The organism is Pseudomonas sp. TREG-RG-20F-10-E-6-01 (assembly GCF_022662455.1).
Lineage (GTDB): Bacteria > Pseudomonadota > Gammaproteobacteria > Pseudomonadales > Pseudomonadaceae > Aquipseudomonas.
In genome coordinates this window covers 123635-145906 of sequence record NZ_JAKNQP010000001.1, presented here as the reverse complement: position 1 = coordinate 145906, position 22272 = coordinate 123635, and the positions used below count along the sequence as shown (strand labels likewise).

Below are 22272 nucleotides of genomic sequence, written 5' to 3'. Positions count from 1 at the left end.
GCCATGTTGAAAGTCAGTGTTTATCGCTACAACCCTGATCAGGACGCTGCGCCGTTCATGCAGGAATTCCAGGTTGATACCGGTGGTAAAGACCTGATGGTGCTGGACGTGCTGGCCCTGATCAAAGAGCAGGACGAGGGTTTCTCCTATCGTCGCTCTTGCCGTGAAGGTGTGTGCGGTTCCGACGGCATGAACATCAACGGCAAAAACGGCCTGGCGTGCATCACGCCGCTGTCTGCCGTGGTTAAAGGCAACAAGCTGATCGTTCGTCCTCTGCCAGGTCTGCCGGTTATCCGTGACCTGGTCGTCGATATGAGCATCTTCTACAAGCAATACGAGAAAGTTAAGCCGTTCCTGCAGAACGACACGCCGGCTCCGGCCATCGAGCGTCTGCAGTCCCCGGAAGAGCGTGAAAAGCTCGACGGTCTGTACGAGTGCATCCTGTGCGCTTGCTGCTCGACTTCGTGCCCGTCCTTCTGGTGGAACCCGGACAAGTTCCTGGGTCCAGCTGCACTGCTGCAAGCGTATCGCTTCCTGGCAGACAGCCGTGACACCAAGACGTCCGAGCGTCTGGCTTCACTGGATGACCCGTTCAGCGTATTCCGCTGCCGCGGGATCATGAACTGCGTCAACGTATGTCCCAAAGGCCTGAACCCGACTAAGGCCATTGGTCACATCCGTAACATGCTGCTGCAAAGCGGCGTGTAACCGATGTTGTAATAAAGCAGGACCGTTGTGCCCGTAAATGCTACGGCGCAGGCTTCAACCGGCGCCGTAGTTTTAACTTGAGCAGCGACTTACAAAGCCGCGGCTCTTATTTTGAAGAAATGAGACAAGCAGGGGCATTCGGGTTGGTACCCGAACTATCAGCGTGATCCTAAGTGGCTTGTTTTGGTCGCTGCACTTGGCCTTTTGCAAGCAAACTCGGTGTTTTCGCCGGTGGTGTCCCCAAATCGAGGGTGACCAAGCATGCAAGAAAGCGTGATGCAGCGCATGTGGAACAGCGGCTATCTTTCAGGTGGTAACGCTGCCTATGTGGAAGAGCTTTATGAGCTCTACCTGCACGACCCTAACGCTGTGCCAGAAGAATGGCGCACCAAATTTCAGACGTTGTCTTCAGACGGCAACGCTGCCACCGATGTATCGCACGCAACAATTCGCGATCAGTTTGTGCTGCTGGCAAAGAACCAGCGCCGCGCTCAGCCGGTTTCCGCCGGGAGCGTGAGCAGCGAGCACGAGAAGAAGCAAGTTGAAGTACTGCGACTGATCCAGGCTTACCGGATGCGTGGCCACCAGGCGGCCCAGCTTGACCCGCTGGGGCTCTGGAAGCGTCCTGCACCTGCTGACCTGTCGATCAATCATTACGGCTTGACCAATGCCGATCTTGATACGACCTTCCGTGCCGGCGACCTGTTCATCGGCAAAGAGGAAGCGAGCCTACGCGAAATTCACGAAGCGTTGCAGCAGACATATTGCCGCACCATCGGCGCTGAATTTACGCACATCACCGATTCCGAGCAGCGCCACTGGTTCCAGCATCGTCTGGAAGGTGTGCGTGGCCGTCCGGTTTTGTCTGCCGACGTACGCAGCCACTTGCTGGAGCGCGTGACCGCAGCCGAAGGTCTCGAGAAATACCTGGGTACCAAATACCCGGGCACCAAACGTTTCGGCCTGGAAGGCGGCGAGAGCCTGATTCCAATGCTCGACGAGCTGATCCAGCGTTCCGGTTCCTACGGCACCAAGGAAATCGTGATCGGCATGGCTCACCGTGGTCGCCTGAACGTGTTGGTCAACACCTTCGGCAAGAACCCGCGCGAGCTGTTCGACGAGTTCGAAGGCAAGAAGAAGGTCGAGCTGGGTTCCGGTGACGTGAAATACCACCAGGGCTTCTCGTCCAACGTGATGACCACTGGCGGTGAAGTTCACCTGGCCATGGCCTTCAACCCATCCCACCTGGAAATCGTTTCTCCAGTGGTCGAGGGTTCGGTACGTGCTCGCCAGGATCGTCGCAACGATTCCACCGGTGAAAAGGTTCTGCCGATTTCCATCCACGGTGACGCGGCATTCGCCGGTCAAGGCGTGGTTCTGGAAACCTTCCAGATGTCGCAGACGCGCGGCTTCAAGACCGGCGGTACGGTTCACATCGTCATCAACAACCAGGTGGGTTTCACCATCAGCAACCCGCTGGACGCGCGCTCTACCGAGTACGCCACCGACGTTGCCAAGATGATCCAGGCGCCGATCCTCCATGTTAATGGTGATGATCCGGAAGCCGTGCTGTTCGTGACCCAACTGGCCATCGACTACCGCATGCAGTTCAAGCGTGACGTGGTGATCGACCTGGTCTGCTACCGTCGTCGCGGTCACAACGAAGCGGATGAGCCTAGCGGCACCCAGCCGTTGATGTACCAGCAAATCACCAAGCAGCGCACCACCCGTGAGCTGTACGCCGACAGCCTGATCAAGGCCGGCGTGGTTGACGATGCGCGTGTTCAGGCGAAGATCGATGAATACCGCAACGCGCTGGACAACGGTCTGCACGTAGTAAAAAGCCTGGTTAAAGAGCCGAACAAAGAGCTGTTCGTGGACTGGCGTCCGTACCTGGGCCACGCCTGGACTGCGCGTCACGACACCTCGTTCGATCTGAAAACCCTGCAGGAACTGTCCGCCAAGCTGCTGGAAATTCCAGATGGCTTCGTGGTGCAGCGCCAGGTTGCGAAGATCTACGAAGACCGTCAGAAGATGCAAGCCGGCGGCCTGCCGATCAACTGGGGTTACGCTGAAACCATGGCGTACGCGACCCTGGCGTTCGAAGGTCACCCGATCCGCATGACCGGCCAGGACATTGGCCGCGGTACGTTCTCGCACCGCCATGCGGTATTGCACAACCAGAAAGACGCGGGCACCTACATCCCGTTGCAGAACCTGTACGAAGGCCAGCCACGTTTCGACCTGTACGATTCGTTCCTGTCCGAAGAAGCCGTACTGGCGTTTGAATACGGTTACTCGACCACCACGCCAAACGCGCTGGTGATCTGGGAAGCCCAGTTCGGCGACTTCGCCAACGGTGCCCAGGTGGTTATCGACCAGTTCATCACCAGTGGCGAGCACAAGTGGGGCCGTCTGTGCGGTCTGACCATGCTGCTGCCACACGGTTATGAAGGTCAGGGTCCGGAGCACTCTTCGGCCCGTCTGGAGCGTTACCTGCAGCTGTGCGCCGAGCACAACATCCAGGTGTGCGTGCCGACTACTCCGGCCCAGATCTACCATTTGCTGCGTCGCCAGGTGATCCGCCCGCTGCGCAAGCCGCTGGTAGTGCTGACCCCGAAATCGCTGTTGCGTCACAAATTGGCCATCTCGACCCTGGAAGATCTGGCCGACGGTTCGTTCCAGACCGTGATTCCAGAAATCGACACCCTGGACGCCGCCAAGGTCACTCGCCTGATCCTGTGCAGCGGCAAGGTTTACTACGACTTGCTGGAAAAACGCCGTGCCGAAGGCCGCGAAGACATCGCCATCGTGCGGATCGAGCAGCTTTACCCGTTCCCGGAAGACGACCTGATGGAGGCCATCGCGCCTTACACCAACCTCACCAACGTGGTGTGGTGTCAGGAAGAACCGATGAACCAGGGCGCGTGGTACAGCAGTCAGCATCACTTGCGTCGCAGCATCGGTAACCACAAAACAGGCCTTGGCCTTGAGTATGCCGGTCGTGATGCTTCTGCTGCACCTGCGTGTGGTTATGCGTCGATGCACGCCGAGCAGCAGGAAAAACTGCTGCAAGATGCTTTCACTGTTTAACGCCTTCGCGCTGACTGAAACCGAATTTTAAGGACCCACAGATAATGGCTATCGAAATCAAAGCCCCGTCATTCCCGGAATCGGTTGCCGATGGCACCGTTGCCACCTGGCACAAGAAACCAGGCGACGCCGTAAAGCGTGACGACCTGATCGTCGACATCGAGACCGACAAAGTCGTTCTGGAAGTGTTGGCTGAGGCTGACGGCGTACTGGGCGCAATCGTTGCCGAAGAAGGCGCTACCGTTCTGTCGAACCAGATCCTGGGCTCGATCGAAGAGGGCGGCGCTGCTGCTCCTGCTCCAGCCGCTGCCCCGGCCGCCGCTGCTGCACCGGCTGCTTCGGCTCCAGCTGCACCGGCTGCTGCTGGCGAAGATCCAATCGCTGCACCGGCTGCGCGTCAGCTGGCCGAAGAAAACGGCATCAACCTGGCGTCCATCAAAGGCACCGGCAAAGACGGCCGTGTCACCAAGGAAGACGTTGTAGCTGCAGTTGAAGCCAAGAAAAACGCTCCAGCTGCCGCACCTGCCAAGGCTGCTGCACCGGCTGCCGCTGCGCCTGTGTTCGCCGCTGGCGACCGCACCGAGAAGCGCGTACCGATGACTCGCGTACGTGCCACCGTGGCCAAGCGCCTGGTCGAAGCACAGTCGAACATGGCGATGCTGACTACTTTCAACGAAGTCGACATGACCGAAGTCATGGCCCTGCGTTCGAAGTACAAGGACCTGTTCGAGAAGTCCCACAATGGCGTGCGCCTGGGCTTCATGTCGTTCTTCGTGAAAGCGGCCACCGAAGCGCTGAAACGCTTCCCGGCAGTCAACGCTTCCATCGACGGCAGCGACATCGTTTACCACGGCTATGCAGACATCGGCGTTGCCGTGTCCAGCGACCGTGGCCTGGTGGTACCGGTTCTGCGTAACGCCGAACTGATGAGCCTGGCTGAAATCGAAGGCGGCATCGCCGGCTTCGGCAAGAAAGCCCGTGACGGCAAGCTGACCATCGACGAGATGACCGGTGGTACCTTCACCATCACCAACGGTGGTACCTTCGGTTCGATGATGTCGACCCCGATCGTCAACCCGCCACAAGCTGCGATCCTGGGCATGCACAACATCATCCAGCGTCCGATGGCCATCAACGGCCAAGTCGTGATCCGCCCAATGATGTACCTGGCACTGTCTTACGATCACCGCCTGATCGATGGTAAAGAAGCCGTGACTTTCCTGGTGACCATCAAGAACCTGCTGGAAGACCCGGCTCGTCTGCTGCTGGACATCTAAAGACGCAGCGGCAAGTTGCGAGCTACAAGCTGTAGGAAAAAGCAGCTTGGCTTGCGGCTTGTCGCTTGAAGCTTGTCGCTGAATAGAGGAACTATTTTCATGTCGCAGAAATTTGACGTTGTAGTGATTGGTGCAGGTCCTGGCGGCTACGTTGCCGCTATCAAGGCCGCACAACTGGGCCTCTCGACTGCTTGCATCGAAAAATACACCGACAAGGAAGGCAAACTGGCGCTGGGCGGTACTTGCCTGAACGTAGGTTGCATTCCTTCCAAGGCGCTGCTGGACAGCTCCTGGAAATTCCACGAAGCCCAAAGCGGTTTCGCGATCCACGGCATCAACCATGCTGGCGTGACCATGGACGTGCCAGCAATGGTCGGCCGTAAAGCCAACATCGTTAAAGGCCTGACTTCCGGCGTTGCCACCCTGTTCAAGGCCAACGGCGTTACTTCCCTGCAAGGTCACGGCAAACTGCTGGCCGGCAAGAAAGTTGAAATCACCAAGCCGGACGGTTCGGTAGAAGTCATCGAAGCCGAGAACGTGATCCTGGCTCCAGGCTCGCGTCCAATCGACATTCCACCGGCTCCCGTTGACCAGAACGTGATCGTTGATTCGACCGGCGCCCTGGAATTCCAAACCGTGCCTAAGCGTCTGGGCGTGATCGGCGCTGGCGTCATCGGTCTGGAGCTGGGTTCGGTATGGTCCCGCCTGGGTTCGGAAGTGACCGTTCTGGAAGCTCTGGACACGTTCCTGCTGGCTGCCGACACCGCGGTGTCCAAAGAAGCGCTGAAAACCCTGACCAAACAAGGTCTGGACATCAAGCTGGGCGCCCGTGTTACCGGTTCCAAGGTCAACGGCGAAGAAGTCGTGGTGACCTACACCGATAAAGAAGGCGAGCAGACCATCACCTTCGACAAGCTGATCGTAGCCGTGGGTCGCCGTCCAGTGACCACCGACCTGCTGGCTTCCGACAGCGGCGTGAACATCGACGAGCGTGGTTTCATCCACGTTGACGATCACTGCGCTACCACCGTGCCTGGCGTGTACGCCATCGGCGACGTGGTGCGCGGCATGATGCTGGCGCACAAGGCTTCCGAAGAAGGCATCATGGTTGTCGAGCGCATCAAGGGTCACAAAACCCAGATGAACTACGACCTGATCCCGTCCGTTATCTACACCCACCCGGAAATTGCATGGGTCGGCAAGAACGAACAGCAGTTGAAAGCTGAAGGCGTTGAAGTTAACGTCGGCACCTTCCCGTTTGCCGCTTCTGGCCGTGCCATGGCAGCCAACGACACCGGTGGTTTTGTCAAAGTCATCGCTGATGCCAAGACTGACCGCGTATTGGGCGTCCACGTGATTGGCCCAAGCGCTGCAGAACTGGTTCAGCAAGGCGCGATCGGTATGGAATTCGGCACCAGCGCCGAGGACCTGGGCATGATGGTCTTCTCCCATCCGACCCTGTCCGAAGCGTTGCATGAAGCCGCGTTGGCTGTGAATGGCGGCGCCATCCACATCGCCAACAAGAAGAAACGCTAAGCGAGATAATAAGAAACCACGGCGGTTGCCCGTCGTGAGCCTTGCGCGCAAGACTCACCGCGGAATATCCGCTGGACGCAGTCTTGCGCAGCTTTACGGGCGTTAAGCCCTGCAAGTTGTGCAAGCAGCAGTCACAGGTGGCGCGGCACTCATAATGAGCGCAGCGCCGAATGCGCAGTACCTAACGAAGACGGTAAAAAGCATGAATCTTCACGAGTATCAGGGTAAGCAGCTGTTCGCTGAATACGGCCTGCCAGTATCCAAGGGTTACGCAGTAGACACCCCGGAAGCAGCAGCAGAAGCTTGCGACAAAATCGGTGGTACCGAGTGGGTTGTCAAAGCCCAGGTCCACGCTGGTGGTCGCGGTAAAGCGGGCGGCGTTAAGCTGGTTCGCAGCAAAGAAGACGCCAAGGCCTTCGCACAGCAGTGGCTGGGCAAGCGTCTGGTGACTTACCAGACTGATGCCAATGGCCAACCAGTCACCAAGATCCTGGTTGAATCGTGCACTGATATCGCTAAAGAGCTGTACCTGGGCGCTGTCGTTGACCGTTCGAGCCGTCGCATTGTGTTCATGGCTTCCACCGAAGGTGGCGTGGACATCGAGAAGATTGCTCACGAAACCCCAGAAAAAATTCTGAAAGCCACTATCGATCCACTGGTTGGCGCTCAGCCATTCCAGGGTCGTGAGCTGGCTTTCCAGCTGGGCCTGGAAGGCAAGCAAGTCGCCCAGTTCGCCAAGATCTTCGTAGGTCTGGCCAAACTGTTCCAGGATCACGATCTGGCCCTGCTGGAAGTGAACCCGCTGGTGATCAAGGCTGACGGCGATCTGCACTGCCTCGACGCCAAGATCAACATCGACGCCAACGCCATGTACCGTCAGCCTAAGCTGAAGACTTTCCACGATCCGTCGCAAGACGATCCGCGCGAAGCGCACGCTGCCAAGTTCGAACTGAACTACGTAGCGCTGGAAGGTAACATCGGTTGCATGGTCAACGGTGCTGGCCTGGCCATGGGTACCATGGACATCGTCAACCTGCATGGCGGCAAGCCAGCCAACTTCCTCGATGTGGGCGGCGGTGCTACCAAAGAACGCGTGACCGAAGCGTTCAAGATCATCCTGTCCGACTCCAACGTCGCTGCAGTATTGGTCAACATCTTCGGCGGCATCGTTCGTTGCGACATGATTGCCGAAGGCATTATCGGTGCAGTGAAAGAAGTCGGCGTTAAAATCCCGGTTGTTGTTCGCCTTGAAGGCAACAACGCTGAACTGGGCGCTAAAGTACTGGCAGAAAGCGGTTTGAACATCATCGCGGCTACCAGCCTGACCGACGCTGCTCAACAAGTTGTCAAAGCTGCGGAGGGCAAATAATGAGCGTCCTGATCAATAAAGACACCAAAGTTATCTGCCAGGGTATTACCGGTTCGCAAGGTAGTTTCCACACCCAGCAAGCCATCGAGTACGGCACCAAGATGGTTGGCGGCGTAACTCCGGGCAAAGGCGGCACCGAGCACCTGGGTCTGCCAGTGTTCAACACCGTGAAAGACGCTGTAGCTGCCACTGGCGCCACCGCCAGCGTGATCTACGTTCCAGCACCTTTCTGCAAGGATTCCATCCTGGAAGCAGCATTCGGCGGCATCAAGCTGATCGTGTGCATCACCGAAGGCATTCCTACCCTGGACATGCTGGACGCTAAAGTTAAGTGCGACGAGCTGGGCGTAGTCCTGATCGGCCCTAACTGCCCAGGCGTGATCACTCCAGGCGAATGCAAGATCGGCATCATGCCAGGTCACATTCACTTGCCAGGCAAAGTCGGTATCGTTTCGCGTTCCGGCACCCTGACCTACGAAGCTGTGAAGCAAACCACTGACGCCGGTTTCGGTCAGTCGACTTGCGTCGGCATCGGCGGTGACCCGATCCCAGGCTCGAACTTCATCGACATCCTGAAACTGTTCCAGGAAGACCCGAAGACCGAAGCGATCGTGATGATCGGTGAGATCGGCGGTTCGGCTGAAGAAGAAGCGGCTGCCTACATCAAGGCACACGTGACCAAGCCGGTTGTTTCCTACATCGCTGGTGTGACTGCCCCTGCGGGCAAGCGCATGGGCCATGCTGGCGCAATCATCTCTGGCGGCAAAGGCACTGCAGACGAGAAATTCGCTGCACTGCAAGACGCAGGCGTTAAAACCGTGCGTTCGCTGGCAGACATCGGCAAAGCCCTGGCTGAGCTGACGGGTTGGGCTGTCAAGTAAGCCTCGCGCTTAGCTGACGCTTCACCCACACAAAGGCCACCTTCGGGTGGCCTTTGTGCGTTCTGGAGATTGTTGAAGATCAAAATGTGGGAGCGGGCTTGCTCGCGAATGCGCAGGATCAGTCGGTAAATTTGGTACTGACAGACCGCATTCGCGAGCAAGCCCGCTCCCACATTGTTCTGTATTAACAACGTTAAGTATGAAAACGCGACATTTGGATATCGCTTATCGGACAGTTCGCCCCGCAACAGTGCGTTTGTCAGCCCAATTCTGTACTCTAGCCGCCTCTTTATGCGTCCGCATCCCAAAAGGAAGCCGCGCGCCAGACCGGTCGGTCCCCATAAGGACCGGCAGCAGTTCCCTCATCCACAGGGAATCCCTCTCTAAATTCCGATTCAGTAGTGTGGTATTTCCTGAAATGAAAGTGTTGAAAAGCCAGGATATCCTGGCGTTAGGCTTTATGACTTTTGCCCTGTTCGTGGGCGCCGGCAATATCATCTTCCCGCCTATCGTTGGTTTGCAGTCCGGGCCTCACGTCTGGATGGCAGCGTTGGGCTTCCTGATCACCGCGGTCGGTCTGCCGGTGGTTACCGTCATCGCCCTGGCCAAGGTTGGCGGCGGTATGGACGCGTTGAGCAGCCCGATCGGCAAGATCGCCGGCGGCCTGCTCGCGGCGGCGGCGTACCTGGCGGTAGGGCCGCTGTTCGCCACCCCGCGTACCGCGACCGTTTCCTTTGAAGTGGGCCTGGCGCCGCTGACCGGCGAAAGCCCGCTGGCGCTGTTCCTCTACAGCTCGGTGTATTTCCTCGTGGTGTTCTTCGTGTCCCTGTACCCGGGCCGCCTGCTGGACACTGTCGGTCGCTTCCTGGCGCCACTGAAAATCATCGCCCTGGCCATTCTGGGCATCGCTGCATTTGCCCTGCCGGCCGGTGATGTGGGCGTGGCGACACCGGAATACGTGGCCGCACCGTTCTCCCAAGGCTTCATCAATGGTTACCTGACCATGGATACCCTGGGCGCGCTGGTGTTCGGGATCGTCATCGTCAATGCCATCCGTTCCCGTGGCGTCGAATCGCCACAGCTGATCACCCGCTACGCAATCATTGCCGGGTTAATTGCCGGCGTGGGCCTGGCGCTGGTGTACGTCAGCCTGTTCCGCCTGGGTTCGGGCAGCCACGCCGTGGCGGCCGGTGCGAGCAACGGTGCGGCCGTGCTGCACGCTTACGTGCAACACACGTTCGGCTCCCTGGGCAGCGGCTTCCTCGCCGTGTTGATCTCCCTGGCATGCCTGGTCACCGCTGTGGGCCTGACCTGCGCGTGCGCCGAGTACTTCAGCAAAATCCTGCCGCTGTCCTACAAGACGCTGGTCGTGATCCTGGCGCTGTTCTCGCTGTTTGTGTCCAACCTGGGCCTGACCAAGCTGATCGCTTTCTCGATTCCGGTGCTTACCGCGATCTACCCGCCGTGCATCGTGCTGGTGGCCCTGAGCTTCTGCAAAGACTTCTGGCTGGAGCAGGGCCGTATCGTTGGCCCGGTGATGCTGGTGTCGTTCATCTTTGGTTGCATCGATGCGCTCAAGGGCGCGGGCCTGGCCGATTGGTTGCCTGCCCAGCTGGCGCACCTGCCGCTGAGCGAGCAAGGCCTGGCATGGCTGGTGCCGTCGGTGATGACGCTGGTCGTTGCATTTGTGGTTGATCGCATGCTCGGCAAGCGTAGCGAAGCCATCGCGTAACGAGCGGTTTCACGCGGCATCGAAATGCCCCGTATCAATCGATACGGGGCATTTTTTATGCCTGTGAGACGACTACCCTCTAAAGTTGAAACGCGGTCGATGTGGGAGCTGGTTGCCTGCGATTGCTGTATCGCCCGATCCAGCGCTATCGCAGGCAAGCCAGCTCCCACATTTTGAACCGCGTTCGTCTCCATCCATTGTGCATAAGGCCCCGCATGTCGTTCATCGAAACCAATCAGGTCCACCTGCTTGCCGCCCTCTGGTTCGTACTGTGCTGGGGGGGTTACACCCGATACGCCACTTGGAAAGCCCGCGACACCGCCTGCCTGGCCAGCGTGCTGCATTTGTATCGCGAGGACTGGATGCGCCGCATGTTGCTGCGCGACAACCGCATCGCCGACGCCAGCGTGATCGGCAACCTGGAGCGCAACGCTTCGTTCTTCGCCTCCAGCACGTTGATCATCCTCGCCGGCATTCTTACCGTGCTCGGTGCGTCCGAGCGGGCGGTGTCGTTGCTGGCGGACATCCCCATGGTGCAGCAGGCGTCCCAGGGCATGTCGGAAATCAAGCTGCTGTGCCTGGCGCTGGTGTTCGTCTACGCGTTTTTCACCTTCAGTTGGTGCATGCGCCAATACAACTTTGCCGCGGTGCTGGTGGGGTCGGCGCCGATGATCGGTGAGCGGCATGTGTCGGAGCAGGAGCGCAAAGCGTTTGCGCTGCGAGCAGCCAGGGTGATCTCGATGGCCGCCAACCAATTCAACTTTGGCCTGCGCGCTTATTATTTCGGCATGACCATGCTCGCCTGGTTTGTCAGCCCCTGGTTGTTCATGTTGATGAGCGGCGGGGTCGTGGTGGTGTTGTACCGTCGGGAGTTTCATTCCGACGTACTGCAGGTGATGGTCTATACCCCGACTGATACGCCGGCATCCGAAGTGGCTAAAGACGCAGTGTCTTAACTAGGGCGTCCGGTTAGTCCAACTTTTAACCCACGGCTAAACAGCAGACAAAGAAAAGCCCGCTATGTAAGCGGGCTTTCTTTCGCAGCAATTGCCAGGCTATTAAGGCTTGGCAGGTGCTACTGGAGTAGCGGTACCGTCTTCTTTCGCTTTTTCAGCGTTTGCATCAGCCTGAGCTTTGGCAGCATCGGCGTTTTCTTTTGCAGCGTCGTTCACTTTATCCTGTGCTTTCGCCATGTCCTTCTGAGCTTGCTCAGAATGCGACTGTGCATCTTGGGCTTTGTCTTCGGATTTTTTATCGCAGGCAGCGAGGCCGAGGGCAGCGGCGAGCATCATGGAAATAGCTAAAGTCTTGCGCATGGGGTGTTTCTCCTTATTGAAGATATCTACTGGCCTTTCGAGCCTGGGGGGTCAGCATTAGTTCCTTTTATTCCCCAGATATATAAACACCGGCGATCAAGGAACTTTCAACCGCACGACATACTCCGCGGATCAACACTAATAAGAGTCTAGACCACATGACCGAAAATCCCCTGTTAGCCCGTGCCACGCGCTTTGTTTCGGCGCTGCGCCATTGCCAGGTGCTGGGCATCACCGTCCATGCTGCCAGCGACGAAGGCATGACGCTGTGCCTGCCTTACGGCCCGCATATCGTCGGTGATCCCCAGACCGGCGTGATTCACGGCGGCGCATTGACCTCCTTGATGGACACGGCCTGCGGCATGGCAACCCTGTGTGTATTGCCCGAGTTCGAGGTGTGCCCAACCCTGGACCTGCGCGTTGACTACATGCACCCCGCCGAACCGCACAAACCTGTTTATGGCTTTGCGCACTGTTACCGGGTGACCACCGACGTGATCTTCACCCGTGGTTTTGCTTATCAGCATGACCCGCAACAGCCGATCGCCCACGTGGTGGGCACATTCATGCGCATGGGCAAGCGCCTCAAGGGCACCCAAGGGCTGGGCAGCACCATCAAGGGAGAGCGGGCATGACACACCGATTCAAAACCCGCCTCGAACAGGCCCATGAGCGCGGTAACTATGAGGCGCTGCTCGACCTGATTCCCTACGCCAAGCTGATCGGCATTGAGTGCACGCGGCTGGGAGATGAATTGCTGTTTCGTATGCCGGCCAACAAGGACAACATTGGTAACCCGATATTGCCGGCGCTGCACGGTGGCGTGATTGCCGGGTTCATGGAGTTGTCGGCGGCGTTGCACCTGCTGGTGTTTACCGGCTCGCCCGGCATTCCGAAAATCATCGACTTTTCCCTCGATTACCTGCGTGCCGGCCAGTTTCGCGACACTTACGCCAAATGCCAGGTATGGCGCCAGGGCCGCCGAGTTGCCAATGTGGCGATCACCGCCTGGCAAAGTACCCCGGCCGAACCGATTGCCACCGCCCGCGCACATTTCAAGATTGAGGAATCGGCGCGCCCTTGAAATCCTGGTCTTAGCCCCCAACTTTGATGACAACCCGCCGCCAACCCTCAAGGGCGCGGCCACTGCCATCCAATTGGAGTTTGATGACCATGAGTGTGGAAACTCAAAAGGAAACCCTGGGCTTCCAGACCGAGGTGAAGCAGCTGCTGCACCTCATGATCCATTCGCTGTATTCCAACAAGGAAATCTTCCTTCGCGAATTGATCTCGAACGCCTCAGACGCTGTCGACAAATTACGTTTCGAAGCCCTGTCCAAGCCTGAGTTGCTGGAAGGTGGCGCCGAACTGAAAATCCGTGTGAGCTTCGACAAAGACGCCAAGACCGTCACCCTCGAAGACAACGGCATCGGCATGAGCCGCGAAGACGCGATCACCCATTTGGGCACCATCGCCAAATCCGGCACCGCCGATTTCATGAAAAACCTGTCGGGCGACCAGAAAAAAGATTCGCACCTGATCGGTCAGTTCGGTGTGGGCTTCTACTCGGCCTTCATCGTCGCCGACAAGGTTGAAGTGTTCAGCCGTCGCGCCGGCCTCGACGCCAGCGAAGGCGTGCACTGGTCCTCCAAAGGTGAGGGCGAGTTCGAAATCGCCACCATCGACAAGGCTGACCGTGGCACGCGCATCGTGCTGCACCTCAAATCCGGTGAAGATGAATTCGCCGACGGTTACCGTCTGCGCAACATCATCAAGAAGTACTCCGACCATATTGCTTTGCCGATCGAACTGCCTAAAGAACAGGCGGCTGTCGAGGGCGAAGAGAAACCTGCCCAGGAATGGGAAGTGGTCAACCGTGCCAGCGCCCTGTGGACCCGTCCTCGCACTGAGGTGAAGGACGAGGAATACCAGGAGTTCTACAAGCACATCGCTCACGACTACGAAAACCCGCTGAGCTGGAGCCACAACAAGGTCGAAGGCAAGCTGGAATACAGCTCGCTGCTTTACGTGCCGGCCCGTGCTCCGTTCGACCTGTACCAGCGTGAAGCGCCAAAAGGCCTGAAGCTGTACGTGCAGCGCGTGTTCGTGATGGACCAGGCGGAATCCTTCCTGCCGTTGTACCTGCGCTTCATCAAAGGTGTGGTCGACTCCAACGACCTGTCGTTGAACGTGTCGCGCGAAATCCTGCAGAAAGACCCGATCATCGACTCCATGAAGTCGGCGCTGACCAAGCGCGTGCTCGACATGCTGGAGAAACTGGCGAAGAACGAGCCTGAGCAATACAAGAGCTTCTGGAAAAACTTCGGCCAGGTCATGAAAGAAGGCCCGGCGGAAGATTTTGCCAACAAGGAAAAAATCGCCGGCCTGCTGCGTTTTGCGTCCACCCTGGGTGATGACGGTGAGCAGGTTGTGTCGCTGGCCGAGTACCTGGCGCGCGCCAAGGAAGGTCAGGACAAGATCTACTACCTGACCGGTGAAACCTACGCACAGGTCAAAAACAGCCCGCACCTGGAAGTCTTCCGCAAGAAAGGCATCGAAGTACTGCTGTTGACCGACCGTATCGATGAGTGGCTGATGAGCTACCTCAGCGAGTTCGACGGCAAAACCTTCGTCGACGTGGCCCGTGGTGACCTGGACCTGGGTAACCTGGACTCCGAAGAAGAGAAAAAAGAAGCCGAAGAAGTCGCCAAGGCCAAAGAAGGCCTGGTTGAACGAATCAAGACCGCCTTGGGCGATGCTGTCAGCGAAGTGCGGGTTTCCCACCGTCTGACCGACTCTCCGGCGATTCTGGCCATCGGCGAGCAGGACCTGGGCATGCAGATGCGTCAGATCCTTGAAGCCAGCGGTCAGAAGGTTCCGGATTCCAAGCCGATCTTCGAATTCAACCCGGCTCACCCGCTGATCGAGAAACTCGATGGCGAGCAAAGCGAAGAGCGTTTTGGCGACCTGTCGCACATCCTCTTCGACCAGGCGGCGCTCGCCGCTGGTGACAGCCTGAAAGACCCGGCCGCCTACGTGCGCCGACTGAACAAGCTGTTGGTTGAACTGTCGGTTTAACACCGTTGTAAAAAAACCCGCTTCGGCGGGTTTTTTCGTTCTACGCATCTCAACTGGAGTAAATGATGAGCCAAGTCACTGTGCGTTCCGTGGTCTATCAGATTGATGGCCAGTCTTATGAAAGCCGCCTGGCGTTCGATGCCAGCCATAAGGGCCCGCTGCCGGGTCTGCTGATGGCGCCGAACTGGATGGGTGTGAGTGCCGGTGCTGAAGAGATCGCCAAGAGCGTGGCTGCCAAGGGCTACGTGGTGCTGATCGCCGACCTGTACGGCCAAACCGTGCGCCCCTCCAATGGCGATGAAGCCGGCGCGGCCATGATGCCGTTGAAAAATGATCGCCCGCTGCTGAACAAGCGCATGCAGGCGGCCTTCGAGCAACTGCAAGGCCAGAGCGAGGCGGCGGTGGATACCTCCAGGCTCGCGACCTTTGGTTTCTGCTTCGGCGGTTGCTGCTCCCTGGAGCTGGCGCGTACCGGCGCCCCGTTGAAGGCCGCCGTGTCGTTCCACGGCACCCTCGACACGCCGAACCCGGCGGATGCGAAGAACATCAAAGGCGCGGTGTTGGTGCTGCACGGTGCGTCCGATCCCCTGGTGCCGAAAGAGCAACTGCCAGCGTTTGAAGATGAAATGAACGCGGCCGGTGTGGATTGGCAACTGCTGAGCTACGGCGGCGCCGTGCATTCCTTCACCGACCCGCACGCCAATGTGCCGGGCAAGATGATGTATGACGCGAAGACCGCTGCGCGGGCGTTCCAGTCGATGCATAACTTGCTGGATGAAGTGTTCAAGGGCTGAATCTTCGGCGCCTGTTAGGGCCTCATCGGGGGCAAGCCCCCTCCCACATTTTGAATGTATTCACAGTTCAAGTGTGGGAGGGGGCTTGCCCCCGGTGGCTATCTCCCAGGCAACTCAATTCTTTCAGTTTCCCCCGGCACCGTCGGCCAATCCCCGGCCGCCCATCGTTTCCGCGCCTGTTCGATCATCGCCGGGTCGCTCGCGACAAAATTCCAGTTGATCCGCCGTGGCCCGTCCAGCGGCGCGCCGCCAACCACCACCAGGTGGCAATCACTTTCAGCGAACAGCGTCATTTCCTGCCCGGCAGGCAGCACAACCAGGCTATGCACCGCCAAGGCCTCGCCGTCCAACTGCGCTTCACCCTCCAGCACATACACCGCCCGTTCCTCGTATTCATCCGGGATCAGCAGCGTCGTGGCCGTCTGCATCTGCACCTCGGCATACACGGTGGGCGAGAGCACCGGCACCGGCGATTTAAGGCAGAAGCCGGCGCCTGCGATCAGGCGAACCTGCACGCCCAGGTTGTCACTGACCGGTAAGCTCGCCGCCGCGTGATGGCTGTAATGCCCGGGTCCGGTTTCGTGGTCCTTGGGGGAGGCCAGCCACACTTGCAGCCCATGCAGGCTGAAACCGTCGGCCTTGAGTGCCTCGGGCGTGCGCTCGACGTGGGCAATCGCGCTGCCGGCGGTCATCCAGCTGACGTCGCCGGCCTGCACCACCTGGTCCGAGCCGAGGCTGTCCTTGTGCTGCAGCGCGCCCTCAAACAAATACGTCAGCGTGGACAACCCGATATGCGGGTGCTGGCGGATGTTCATGCCGGTACCCGGCGCATAGCGCGTGAGCAGCATGTGATCGAAAAACACGAAAGGCCCGACGCTGCGGCATTCGCGCGACGGCAGCGGGCGCAGGATCGGCTGGCCCTCGACCTCTTCGGCGCGCGGGCGGATCACGGTGAGGATGGGCATGGTGCGTCCCTGTCTGAGCGGGTTGGATGACCAAGAGCATAACCCGCTCGACGGGAGGTTGGCGCTATTGGCTGAAAGCGCCTTCGGACAATGTGGTCTCGATGGTGACGTCGGCGGTGGTCATCAGTTTGTGTACCGGGCAGCGATCGGCGACGTGGTGCAGCTCATCGCGCTGTGCGTCGGTGAGCACGCCTTTGAGGGTCAGCTTGACGTTGAGCTTGTATTTGCCTTTTTGCTCCTCGGTGCTGTCGTGGGTGACTTCCACGGTCACGCCGGTCAGCGGGATGTCTTTCTTCTGGGCGTACAGCTTGACGGTCAAGGCCTTGCACGAGGCCAGGGCAGCATCGAAATAGTCGTGGGGGGAGGGCGCCGAGTCGTCGCCGCCCAGGCTCTTGGGCAGGTCGGTGAACAGTTCGTGGTTATTGATGTTCACACTGTGGCGAAAATTGTCGTGGTTCAGTGTGTTGACGGTAACAGGCATGGTGAACCTCACAAGGTTGGCAGGATGAAGGTCATGCAGTTATAGAACATGCTGGCACTTAGGTGTTCCGCGTTTTTGGCCGATGAACCGTGGCGCTGTGCACAAGGTCTACCCGTATTAGCCGATACCGAGGTTCTACCGTGCCCCTGACCCGCCTGAGTCTCGCCCTGCTGTTCGCCGCCGCCAGCGTTGCGGTGCAGGCGCGCGACTATGCCTACAGCGACGCGCACCTGCACTACGTGGATTTTTTCCAGGAAACGGCGGGCATGGATACATTGCTCAAGGCGATGGCCGACGCCCACATCGAACACGTGATGATTTCCGGTATTCCCATCGCTAAAAAATGGCACGAAGACGAACCCAAGCGCCCGCGCTACTACGCCGGGGACGATGCCGATGCCTATTGGTACAGCGCCACTGACGTGATCGTTGCGGCTGCGGTGAACAAACTCACACCTGAGCAGCGTCGGCACTTTCACCCGTTTTTATCCGGCTTCAACCCTAACGATAAAAACTCCGCGGCCCATATCCAGCGCATGCTGGATCTCAACCCCGGGCTTTGGCAGGGCATCGGTGAGGTGTTCACGCGCCATGATGACCTCACGGCCTTGACCGCCGGCGACACCCCGCGCGCCAATAACGAAGCCATGAGGCGCATCTATCACCTCGCCGCCGAAAACGATCTGCCGGTGATGCTGCACGCCAACATCACCTCCAAGCGCGAGCGCAACCCGCTGTACCTGCCGGAGGTGGAAGAATCGCTGCGCAACCACCCGCACACCCGCTTTATCTGGGCCCATGCCGGCACCAGCAAAGAGATTCACCGTCATCAGGTGCAGATGGACTTTCTTCTGCCGACCTTGAACCGCCTGCTTGAGGCGTATCCCAATCTCTACATTGACCTGTCCTGGAGCATGCTCACGCCGTACTTGCTCGATGAGGCGGGCAAGCCTCGGCCCGAGTGGGTAGAGCTGGTAGAGCGCTTCCCGGAGCGTTTTATGCTGGGTTCGGATGTTGTAGGGCGCTTCAGCAAGCTCGGTAAGGAAATGCATCGCTTTGCACCCTTTCTCGACGCTCTGCCCGAGGAGGTAGCCCGCAAGGTAGCGCGAGACAACTTCCTGGCAGTTCTGCCGAAATCAGCTCGCGATGAGCAAGCACATTGATATCGCCTTTTCGTCTTACGCAATCTTGAACACGGGCCGATACCTTTCAGGAGACCCGCTGCAGGTGGATGCAGCGCATTTGGAAGGAATCCAGGCAATGAGTATGCGTAGTCTGAATATCGCCCCCCGCGCCGGTTTGGGCTTTGGCGTGCTGGCATTGATGGTGTTCGCCTTGGGCGGCTTTGCCCTGTTGCAGATGGCCAATATGCGCCAGCAGTCGGATCAGGTCGAAAACAACTGGTTGCCCAGCGTGATGGCGGTGGGGGAGATGAGCCAGGACCTGTTGCGGGTTCGTGCGCTGACCCTGCGCTTGCTGGTCAATCGTGACCCACAGGCGCTGGCGCAGAACGAGCAGAAGCTCACCGAGCTCAAAAGTGGCCTGCACCATGCGCAAACCCTCTATGAAGCGCTGATTGTGTTGCCCGAAGAGCGCACGCTGTTTGATCGCTTCAAAGCCGGGGAGCAGCAATACCTGCAGCGCCAGGAGCAGGTCATGACGTTCTCCAAGGCCAATCGGTTGGAAGACGCAATCAAGGTGGTCAACGGCGAGATGAATCAACTTGCCGATGAGATGGCCGGGACGCTGCACGACCTGGTGGCCTTGAACAAGGCCAGTGCCAATCAGGCTGCGAGCCTGGCGCAACGAGTGTTTGCCCAATCTCGCACTTGGGTGGTCGGCATGATCGTGGTCACCGCGCTGATCACCATCGGGCTGGCGGTGTGGCTGACTCGCAGTATCGTGCTGCCGCTGGCACAGTCGTTGAAAATCGCTCAGGGCGTGGCCAGTGGCGACTTGACGGGTGAGATCAGCGTGACGGGCAGCGACGAGCCGGCGCGTTTGCAGCAGGCGCTCAAAGGCATGCAGGAGAACCTGCGCGACACCATTCGGCGCATTGCCGAATCGTCCAACCAATTGGCCTCGGCGTCCGAAGAGCTCAGTTGCGTCACCGAAGACGCTACTCGCGGCTTGCACCAGCAGAATCAGGAAATCGAACAGGCGGCGACGGCGGTTAACCAGATGACGGCGGCGGTGGAGGAGGTGGCGAGCAACGCCGTGGCGACGTCACAAGCCTCGCGTGAGTCCGACCGCATTGCCCAGCACGGGCGTGAACAGGTGCATCAGACGGTCGAGTCGATTGAGGCCCTGGCCACGGATGTGACCGCCAATGCGACCCAGGTCGAGGAGCTGGCGCAAAAGGTGTATGGCATCAGCAAAGTGCTGGATGTGATTCGCTCAATTGCCGAGCAGACAAATTTGCTGGCCTTGAATGCGGCGATTGAAGCGGCCCGCGCCGGGGACGCCGGGCGTGGGTTTGCGGTGGTCGCCGATGAAGTGCGGGCCTTGGCCCACCGCACGCAACAGTCGACCCAGGAAATCGAGCAGATGATCAGCGCAATTCAACAGGGCACCGATCAGGCCGTGAGTTCGATGCAGCAGAGCAATACGCGGGCACGGTCCACGTTGGGCATCGCCAAGTCGGCGGGCACGGCGCTGGAAGAGATTGCGTCGGCGTTTACGCTGATCAACGAGCGTAACCTGGTGATTGCCAGCGCGTCGGAGCAGCAGGCCGCGGTGGCGCGCGAGGTGGATCGCAACTTGATGAATATTCGCGATTTGGCGCATCAGACGTCGACCGGGGCGAATCAGACCAGTGCGGCGAGCCAGGAGTTGTCGCGGTTGGCGGTGGATCTGAATACGATGGTGGCGCGGTTTTCGGTGTAGGGCCGTAAACCGAGTTGACGCTATCGCAGGCAAGCCAGCTCCCACACTTTGATGTGTGACCACAGTCAAATGTGGGAGCTGGCTTGCCTGCGATGCGGCGACTCGGTCTCAAATCCAGCCACGCATAAAAAAGCCCCGAACCAGTCGGGGCTTTTTCACATGATCAGCCTACAGGTCTTACTTACCCTGCCAGCGTTTCAGCACCAGGGTGGCGTTAGTGCCACCGAAGCCGAAGCTGTTGCTCATCACGGTGTCGATTTTTGCGTTCTCGACGGTCTTGGTCAGGATCGGCATATCGGCGACGACCGGGTCGATCTCTTCGATGTTGGCCGAACCGGCCATGAAGTTGCCTTCCATCATCAGCAGGCAGTAGATCGCTTCGTGAACGCCAGCGGCGCCCAGGGAGTGACCGGACAGGCTCTTGGTGGAGCTGATGGCCGGAGCCTTGTCGCCGAATACCGCACGCACGCCTTCCATTTCCTTGGCGTCGCCGACCGGGGTCGAAGTGCCGTGGGTGTTCAGGTAGTCGATTGGGGTATCCACGGTGGACATGGCCATCTGCATGCAACGGATAGCGCCTTCGCCGCTTGGCGCAACCATGTCGTAGCCGTCGGACGTGGCGCCGTAACCGACGATTTCCGCGTAGATCTTCGCACCGCGGGCCAGAGCGTGTTCCAGCTCCTCGACCACGACCATGCCGCCACCGCCGGCGATGACGAAACCGTCACGCTTGGCGTCGTAGGCGCGGGAGGCCTTTTCCGGGGTTTCGTTGTACTGGGTGGACAGCGCGCCCATGGCGTCGAACAGGAACGACTGGCTCCAATGCTCTTCTTCACCGCCGCCGGCGAAAACGATGTCTTGCTTGCCCAGCTGGATCTGCTCGACCGCAGTGCCGATGCAGTGAGCACTGGTGGCGCACGCGGAGGAGATCGAGTAGTTCACGCCCTTGATCTGGAACGGCGTGGCCAGGCAGGCCGAAACGGTGCTGCCCATGGTCCGCGTTACACGGTACGGGCCAACGCGTTTCACGCCTTTTTCGCGCAGGATGTCCAGCGCTTCCATCTGGTTGAGGGTCGATGCGCCGCCGGAGCCGGCGATCAGGCCGGTGCGTACGTTCGATACCTGGTCTTCGCTCAGGCCGGAATCGGCGATGGCGTCTTTCATGGCCAGGTAGGCGTAGGCGGCAGCGTGGCCGACGAAGCGATAGATCTTGCGATCGATCAGTTCTTCGAGGGGCAGGTCGATGGAGCCGGAAACCTGGCTACGCAGACCCATTTCGGCATATTCCGGGTTGAAGCGGATGCCAGGGCGACTTGCACGCAGGTTAGCGGTGACGGTCTCTTTGTCATTGCCCAGGCAAGAAACAATGCCCAGACCAGTGATAACGACGCGGCGCATGCGGATAACCCTTAAAAGTTGTCAGTGGAAGTGAATACGCCGACCCGAAGGCCTTCGGCAGTATAGATCTCGCGACCGTCGACAGTGACCGAACCATCGGCGATTGCGAGGTTCAGCTTGCCCTTGAGGACGCGCTTGATTTGAATGTTGTAGGTGACTTTCTTGGCGGTCGGCAGGACCTGGCCGAAGAACTTCACTTCGCCCGAACCCAGTGCCCGGCCGCGGCCCGGCAGGCCTTGCCAGCCCAGGTAGAAGCCGACCAGTTGCCACATGGCGTCGAGGCCCAGGCAACCTGGCATGACAGGGTCGCCTTCGAAATGGCAGGCAAAGAACCACAGGTCAGGGGTGATATCCAGCTCGGCGACCAATTCACCTTTGCCGTACTTGCCACCCTCTTCGCTGATATGGGTGATGCGATCCACCATCAGCATGTTCGGGGCGGGCAGTTGCGCGTTACCTGGGCCGAACAGCTCACCGCGACTGCAGCGCAGCAGGTCTTCCCGAGTAAAGGCGTTTTGTTTGGTCATGCGAGCTCCTCAATAATCCCATGCGGCAGGGTAGGGCAAATCTTCCCGAACCGAATGAAGCGTTCATGCCTCATGTCGGCAGCCTACACATAGACTATTGCGTTGTAGTGAAAGTCACAGCGTCAAGGCACTGAATGTACACTTGTTCACTGAAATTTTAAACCGAGCCTGTTTATAGGCCCGTTCGGGTGCCTAAGACTGCCGCACTTTCGTGTTTCACGCCAGTCGCAG

19 protein-coding genes are annotated in these 22272 nt (G+C 58.9%); 14 read left to right on the top strand and 5 right to left on the bottom strand.

What is annotated here, in order from left to right; genetic code table 11:
* Positions 1-3 precede the first annotated feature (3 nt).
* From L8K08_RS00730 to L8K08_RS00695, 8 genes are all read left to right on the top strand, one after another.
* Positions 4-708, top strand: coding sequence for a succinate dehydrogenase iron-sulfur subunit (locus tag L8K08_RS00730; protein ID WP_003172807.1), 705 nt, complete (start codon positions 4-6; stop codon positions 706-708).
* Positions 709-969: 261 nt separating this feature from the next.
* Positions 970-3801 (top strand): 2-oxoglutarate dehydrogenase E1 component, encoded by a 2832-nt coding sequence (locus L8K08_RS00725; RefSeq protein WP_145164989.1) that lies wholly within the window; start codon positions 970-972, stop codon positions 3799-3801.
* Between the two features lie 44 nt (positions 3802-3845).
* On the top strand, positions 3846-5078 hold the full coding sequence (odhB, locus tag L8K08_RS00720; RefSeq protein ID WP_106576740.1) for a 2-oxoglutarate dehydrogenase complex dihydrolipoyllysine-residue succinyltransferase: 1233 nt from the start codon (positions 3846-3848) through the stop codon (positions 5076-5078).
* Between the two features lie 99 nt (positions 5079-5177).
* Positions 5178-6614: a dihydrolipoyl dehydrogenase gene (gene lpdA, locus L8K08_RS00715; protein WP_106576739.1), complete on the top strand. Its 1437-nt coding sequence runs from the start codon at positions 5178-5180 to the stop codon at positions 6612-6614.
* Positions 6615-6816: 202 nt separating this feature from the next.
* Complete coding sequence (gene sucC / locus L8K08_RS00710; protein WP_003233235.1) at positions 6817-7983, top strand: ADP-forming succinate--CoA ligase subunit beta; 1167 nt, start codon at positions 6817-6819, stop codon at positions 7981-7983.
* On the top strand, positions 7983-8864 hold the full coding sequence (sucD, locus tag L8K08_RS00705; protein ID WP_003172813.1) for a succinate--CoA ligase subunit alpha: 882 nt from the start codon (positions 7983-7985) through the stop codon (positions 8862-8864). Before sucC ends, sucD begins: the two co-directional genes overlap by 1 nt.
* A gap of 418 nt (positions 8865-9282) precedes the next feature.
* Complete coding sequence (brnQ, locus tag L8K08_RS00700) at positions 9283-10596, top strand: branched-chain amino acid transport system II carrier protein (protein WP_106576738.1); 1314 nt, start codon at positions 9283-9285, stop codon at positions 10594-10596.
* Between the two features lie 215 nt (positions 10597-10811).
* Positions 10812-11552, top strand: coding sequence for a DUF599 family protein (locus L8K08_RS00695; RefSeq protein ID WP_145164982.1), 741 nt, complete (start codon positions 10812-10814; stop codon positions 11550-11552).
* A 102-nt stretch (positions 11553-11654) separates the two neighbouring features.
* Here the strand turns inward: L8K08_RS00695 and L8K08_RS00690 are convergent, their stop codons facing one another.
* The gene (locus tag L8K08_RS00690) at positions 11655-11912 is read right to left on the bottom strand and encodes a hypothetical protein (protein ID WP_106576736.1); all 258 of its coding nucleotides are present in this window, start codon (positions 11910-11912) and stop codon (positions 11655-11657) included.
* 158 nt (positions 11913-12070) lie between these two features.
* Here L8K08_RS00690 and L8K08_RS00685 point away from each other — a divergent pair, with 158 nt between their 5' ends.
* From L8K08_RS00685 to L8K08_RS00670, 4 genes are all read left to right on the top strand, one after another.
* Complete coding sequence (locus tag L8K08_RS00685; RefSeq protein WP_242193699.1) at positions 12071-12547, top strand: PaaI family thioesterase; 477 nt, start codon at positions 12071-12073, stop codon at positions 12545-12547.
* Positions 12544-12996 carry a PaaI family thioesterase gene (locus L8K08_RS00680; protein WP_106576734.1) on the top strand — a complete coding sequence of 151 codons (453 nt, stop codon included), beginning with the start codon at positions 12544-12546 and terminating at the stop codon, positions 12994-12996. The genes L8K08_RS00685 and L8K08_RS00680 overlap by 4 nt, the downstream gene beginning before the upstream one ends.
* A gap of 89 nt (positions 12997-13085) precedes the next feature.
* On the top strand, positions 13086-14990 hold the full coding sequence (htpG, locus tag L8K08_RS00675; RefSeq protein ID WP_242193697.1) for a molecular chaperone HtpG: 1905 nt from the start codon (positions 13086-13088) through the stop codon (positions 14988-14990).
* A gap of 65 nt (positions 14991-15055) precedes the next feature.
* Positions 15056-15784 carry a dienelactone hydrolase family protein gene (locus L8K08_RS00670; protein ID WP_145164974.1) on the top strand — a complete coding sequence of 243 codons (729 nt, stop codon included), beginning with the start codon at positions 15056-15058 and terminating at the stop codon, positions 15782-15784.
* A 98-nt stretch (positions 15785-15882) separates the two neighbouring features.
* On the opposite strand, the gene L8K08_RS00665 is transcribed toward L8K08_RS00670, so the two are convergent.
* Positions 15883-16749: a pirin family protein gene (locus L8K08_RS00665; RefSeq protein WP_242193695.1), complete on the bottom strand. Its 867-nt coding sequence runs from the start codon at positions 16747-16749 to the stop codon at positions 15883-15885.
* Between the two features lie 64 nt (positions 16750-16813).
* Positions 16814-17230, bottom strand: a complete 417-nt coding sequence (locus L8K08_RS00660) for an OsmC family protein (protein WP_145164970.1) — start codon at positions 17228-17230, stop codon at positions 16814-16816.
* Positions 17231-17370: 140 nt separating this feature from the next.
* Between L8K08_RS00660 and L8K08_RS00655 the strand changes: the two genes are divergently transcribed.
* Together L8K08_RS00655 and L8K08_RS00650 are read left to right on the top strand one after the other, a co-directional pair.
* Entirely contained in the window at positions 17371-18393 is a 1023-nt protein-coding gene (locus L8K08_RS00655; RefSeq protein WP_242193693.1) for an amidohydrolase family protein, read from the top strand.
* 97 nt (positions 18394-18490) lie between these two features.
* Entirely contained in the window at positions 18491-20116 is a 1626-nt protein-coding gene (locus L8K08_RS00650) for a methyl-accepting chemotaxis protein (protein ID WP_242193690.1), read from the top strand.
* Between the two features lie 177 nt (positions 20117-20293).
* Here the strand turns inward: L8K08_RS00650 and fabB are convergent, their stop codons facing one another.
* Together fabB and fabA are read right to left on the bottom strand one after the other, a co-directional pair.
* On the bottom strand, positions 20294-21514 hold the full coding sequence (fabB, locus tag L8K08_RS00645) for a beta-ketoacyl-ACP synthase I (RefSeq protein WP_106576728.1): 1221 nt from the start codon (positions 21512-21514) through the stop codon (positions 20294-20296).
* An 11-nt stretch (positions 21515-21525) separates the two neighbouring features.
* Entirely contained in the window at positions 21526-22041 is a 516-nt protein-coding gene (fabA, locus tag L8K08_RS00640) for a 3-hydroxyacyl-[acyl-carrier-protein] dehydratase FabA (protein WP_003210552.1), read from the bottom strand.
* Positions 22042-22272: the final 231 nt, after the last annotated feature.

Coding starts and splice junctions, on each gene's coding strand:
- fabB (WP_106576728.1), bottom strand. CDS start 21,514: ATGCGCCGCGTCGTTATCACTGGTCTGGGCATTGTTTCTTGCCTGGGC.
- L8K08_RS00695 (WP_145164982.1), top strand. CDS start 10,812: ATGTCGTTCATCGAAACCAATCAGGTCCACCTGCTTGCCGCCCTCTGG.
- htpG (WP_242193697.1), top strand. CDS start 13,086: ATGAGTGTGGAAACTCAAAAGGAAACCCTGGGCTTCCAGACCGAGGTG.
- L8K08_RS00685 (WP_242193699.1), top strand. CDS start 12,071: ATGACCGAAAATCCCCTGTTAGCCCGTGCCACGCGCTTTGTTTCGGCG.
- odhB (WP_106576740.1), top strand. CDS start 3,846: ATGGCTATCGAAATCAAAGCCCCGTCATTCCCGGAATCGGTTGCCGAT.
- L8K08_RS00650 (WP_242193690.1), top strand. CDS start 18,491: ATGAGTATGCGTAGTCTGAATATCGCCCCCCGCGCCGGTTTGGGCTTT.
- lpdA (WP_106576739.1), top strand. CDS start 5,178: ATGTCGCAGAAATTTGACGTTGTAGTGATTGGTGCAGGTCCTGGCGGC.
- L8K08_RS00730 (WP_003172807.1), top strand. CDS start 4: ATGTTGAAAGTCAGTGTTTATCGCTACAACCCTGATCAGGACGCTGCG.
- L8K08_RS00665 (WP_242193695.1), bottom strand. CDS start 16,749: ATGCCCATCCTCACCGTGATCCGCCCGCGCGCCGAAGAGGTCGAGGGC.
- sucD (WP_003172813.1), top strand. CDS start 7,983: ATGAGCGTCCTGATCAATAAAGACACCAAAGTTATCTGCCAGGGTATT.
- fabA (WP_003210552.1), bottom strand. CDS start 22,041: ATGACCAAACAAAACGCCTTTACTCGGGAAGACCTGCTGCGCTGCAGT.
- L8K08_RS00725 (WP_145164989.1), top strand. CDS start 970: ATGCAAGAAAGCGTGATGCAGCGCATGTGGAACAGCGGCTATCTTTCA.
- L8K08_RS00660 (WP_145164970.1), bottom strand. CDS start 17,230: ATGCCTGTTACCGTCAACACACTGAACCACGACAATTTTCGCCACAGT.
- brnQ (WP_106576738.1), top strand. CDS start 9,283: ATGAAAGTGTTGAAAAGCCAGGATATCCTGGCGTTAGGCTTTATGACT.
- L8K08_RS00670 (WP_145164974.1), top strand. CDS start 15,056: ATGAGCCAAGTCACTGTGCGTTCCGTGGTCTATCAGATTGATGGCCAG.
- L8K08_RS00690 (WP_106576736.1), bottom strand. CDS start 11,912: ATGCGCAAGACTTTAGCTATTTCCATGATGCTCGCCGCTGCCCTCGGC.
- sucC (WP_003233235.1), top strand. CDS start 6,817: ATGAATCTTCACGAGTATCAGGGTAAGCAGCTGTTCGCTGAATACGGC.
- L8K08_RS00680 (WP_106576734.1), top strand. CDS start 12,544: ATGACACACCGATTCAAAACCCGCCTCGAACAGGCCCATGAGCGCGGT.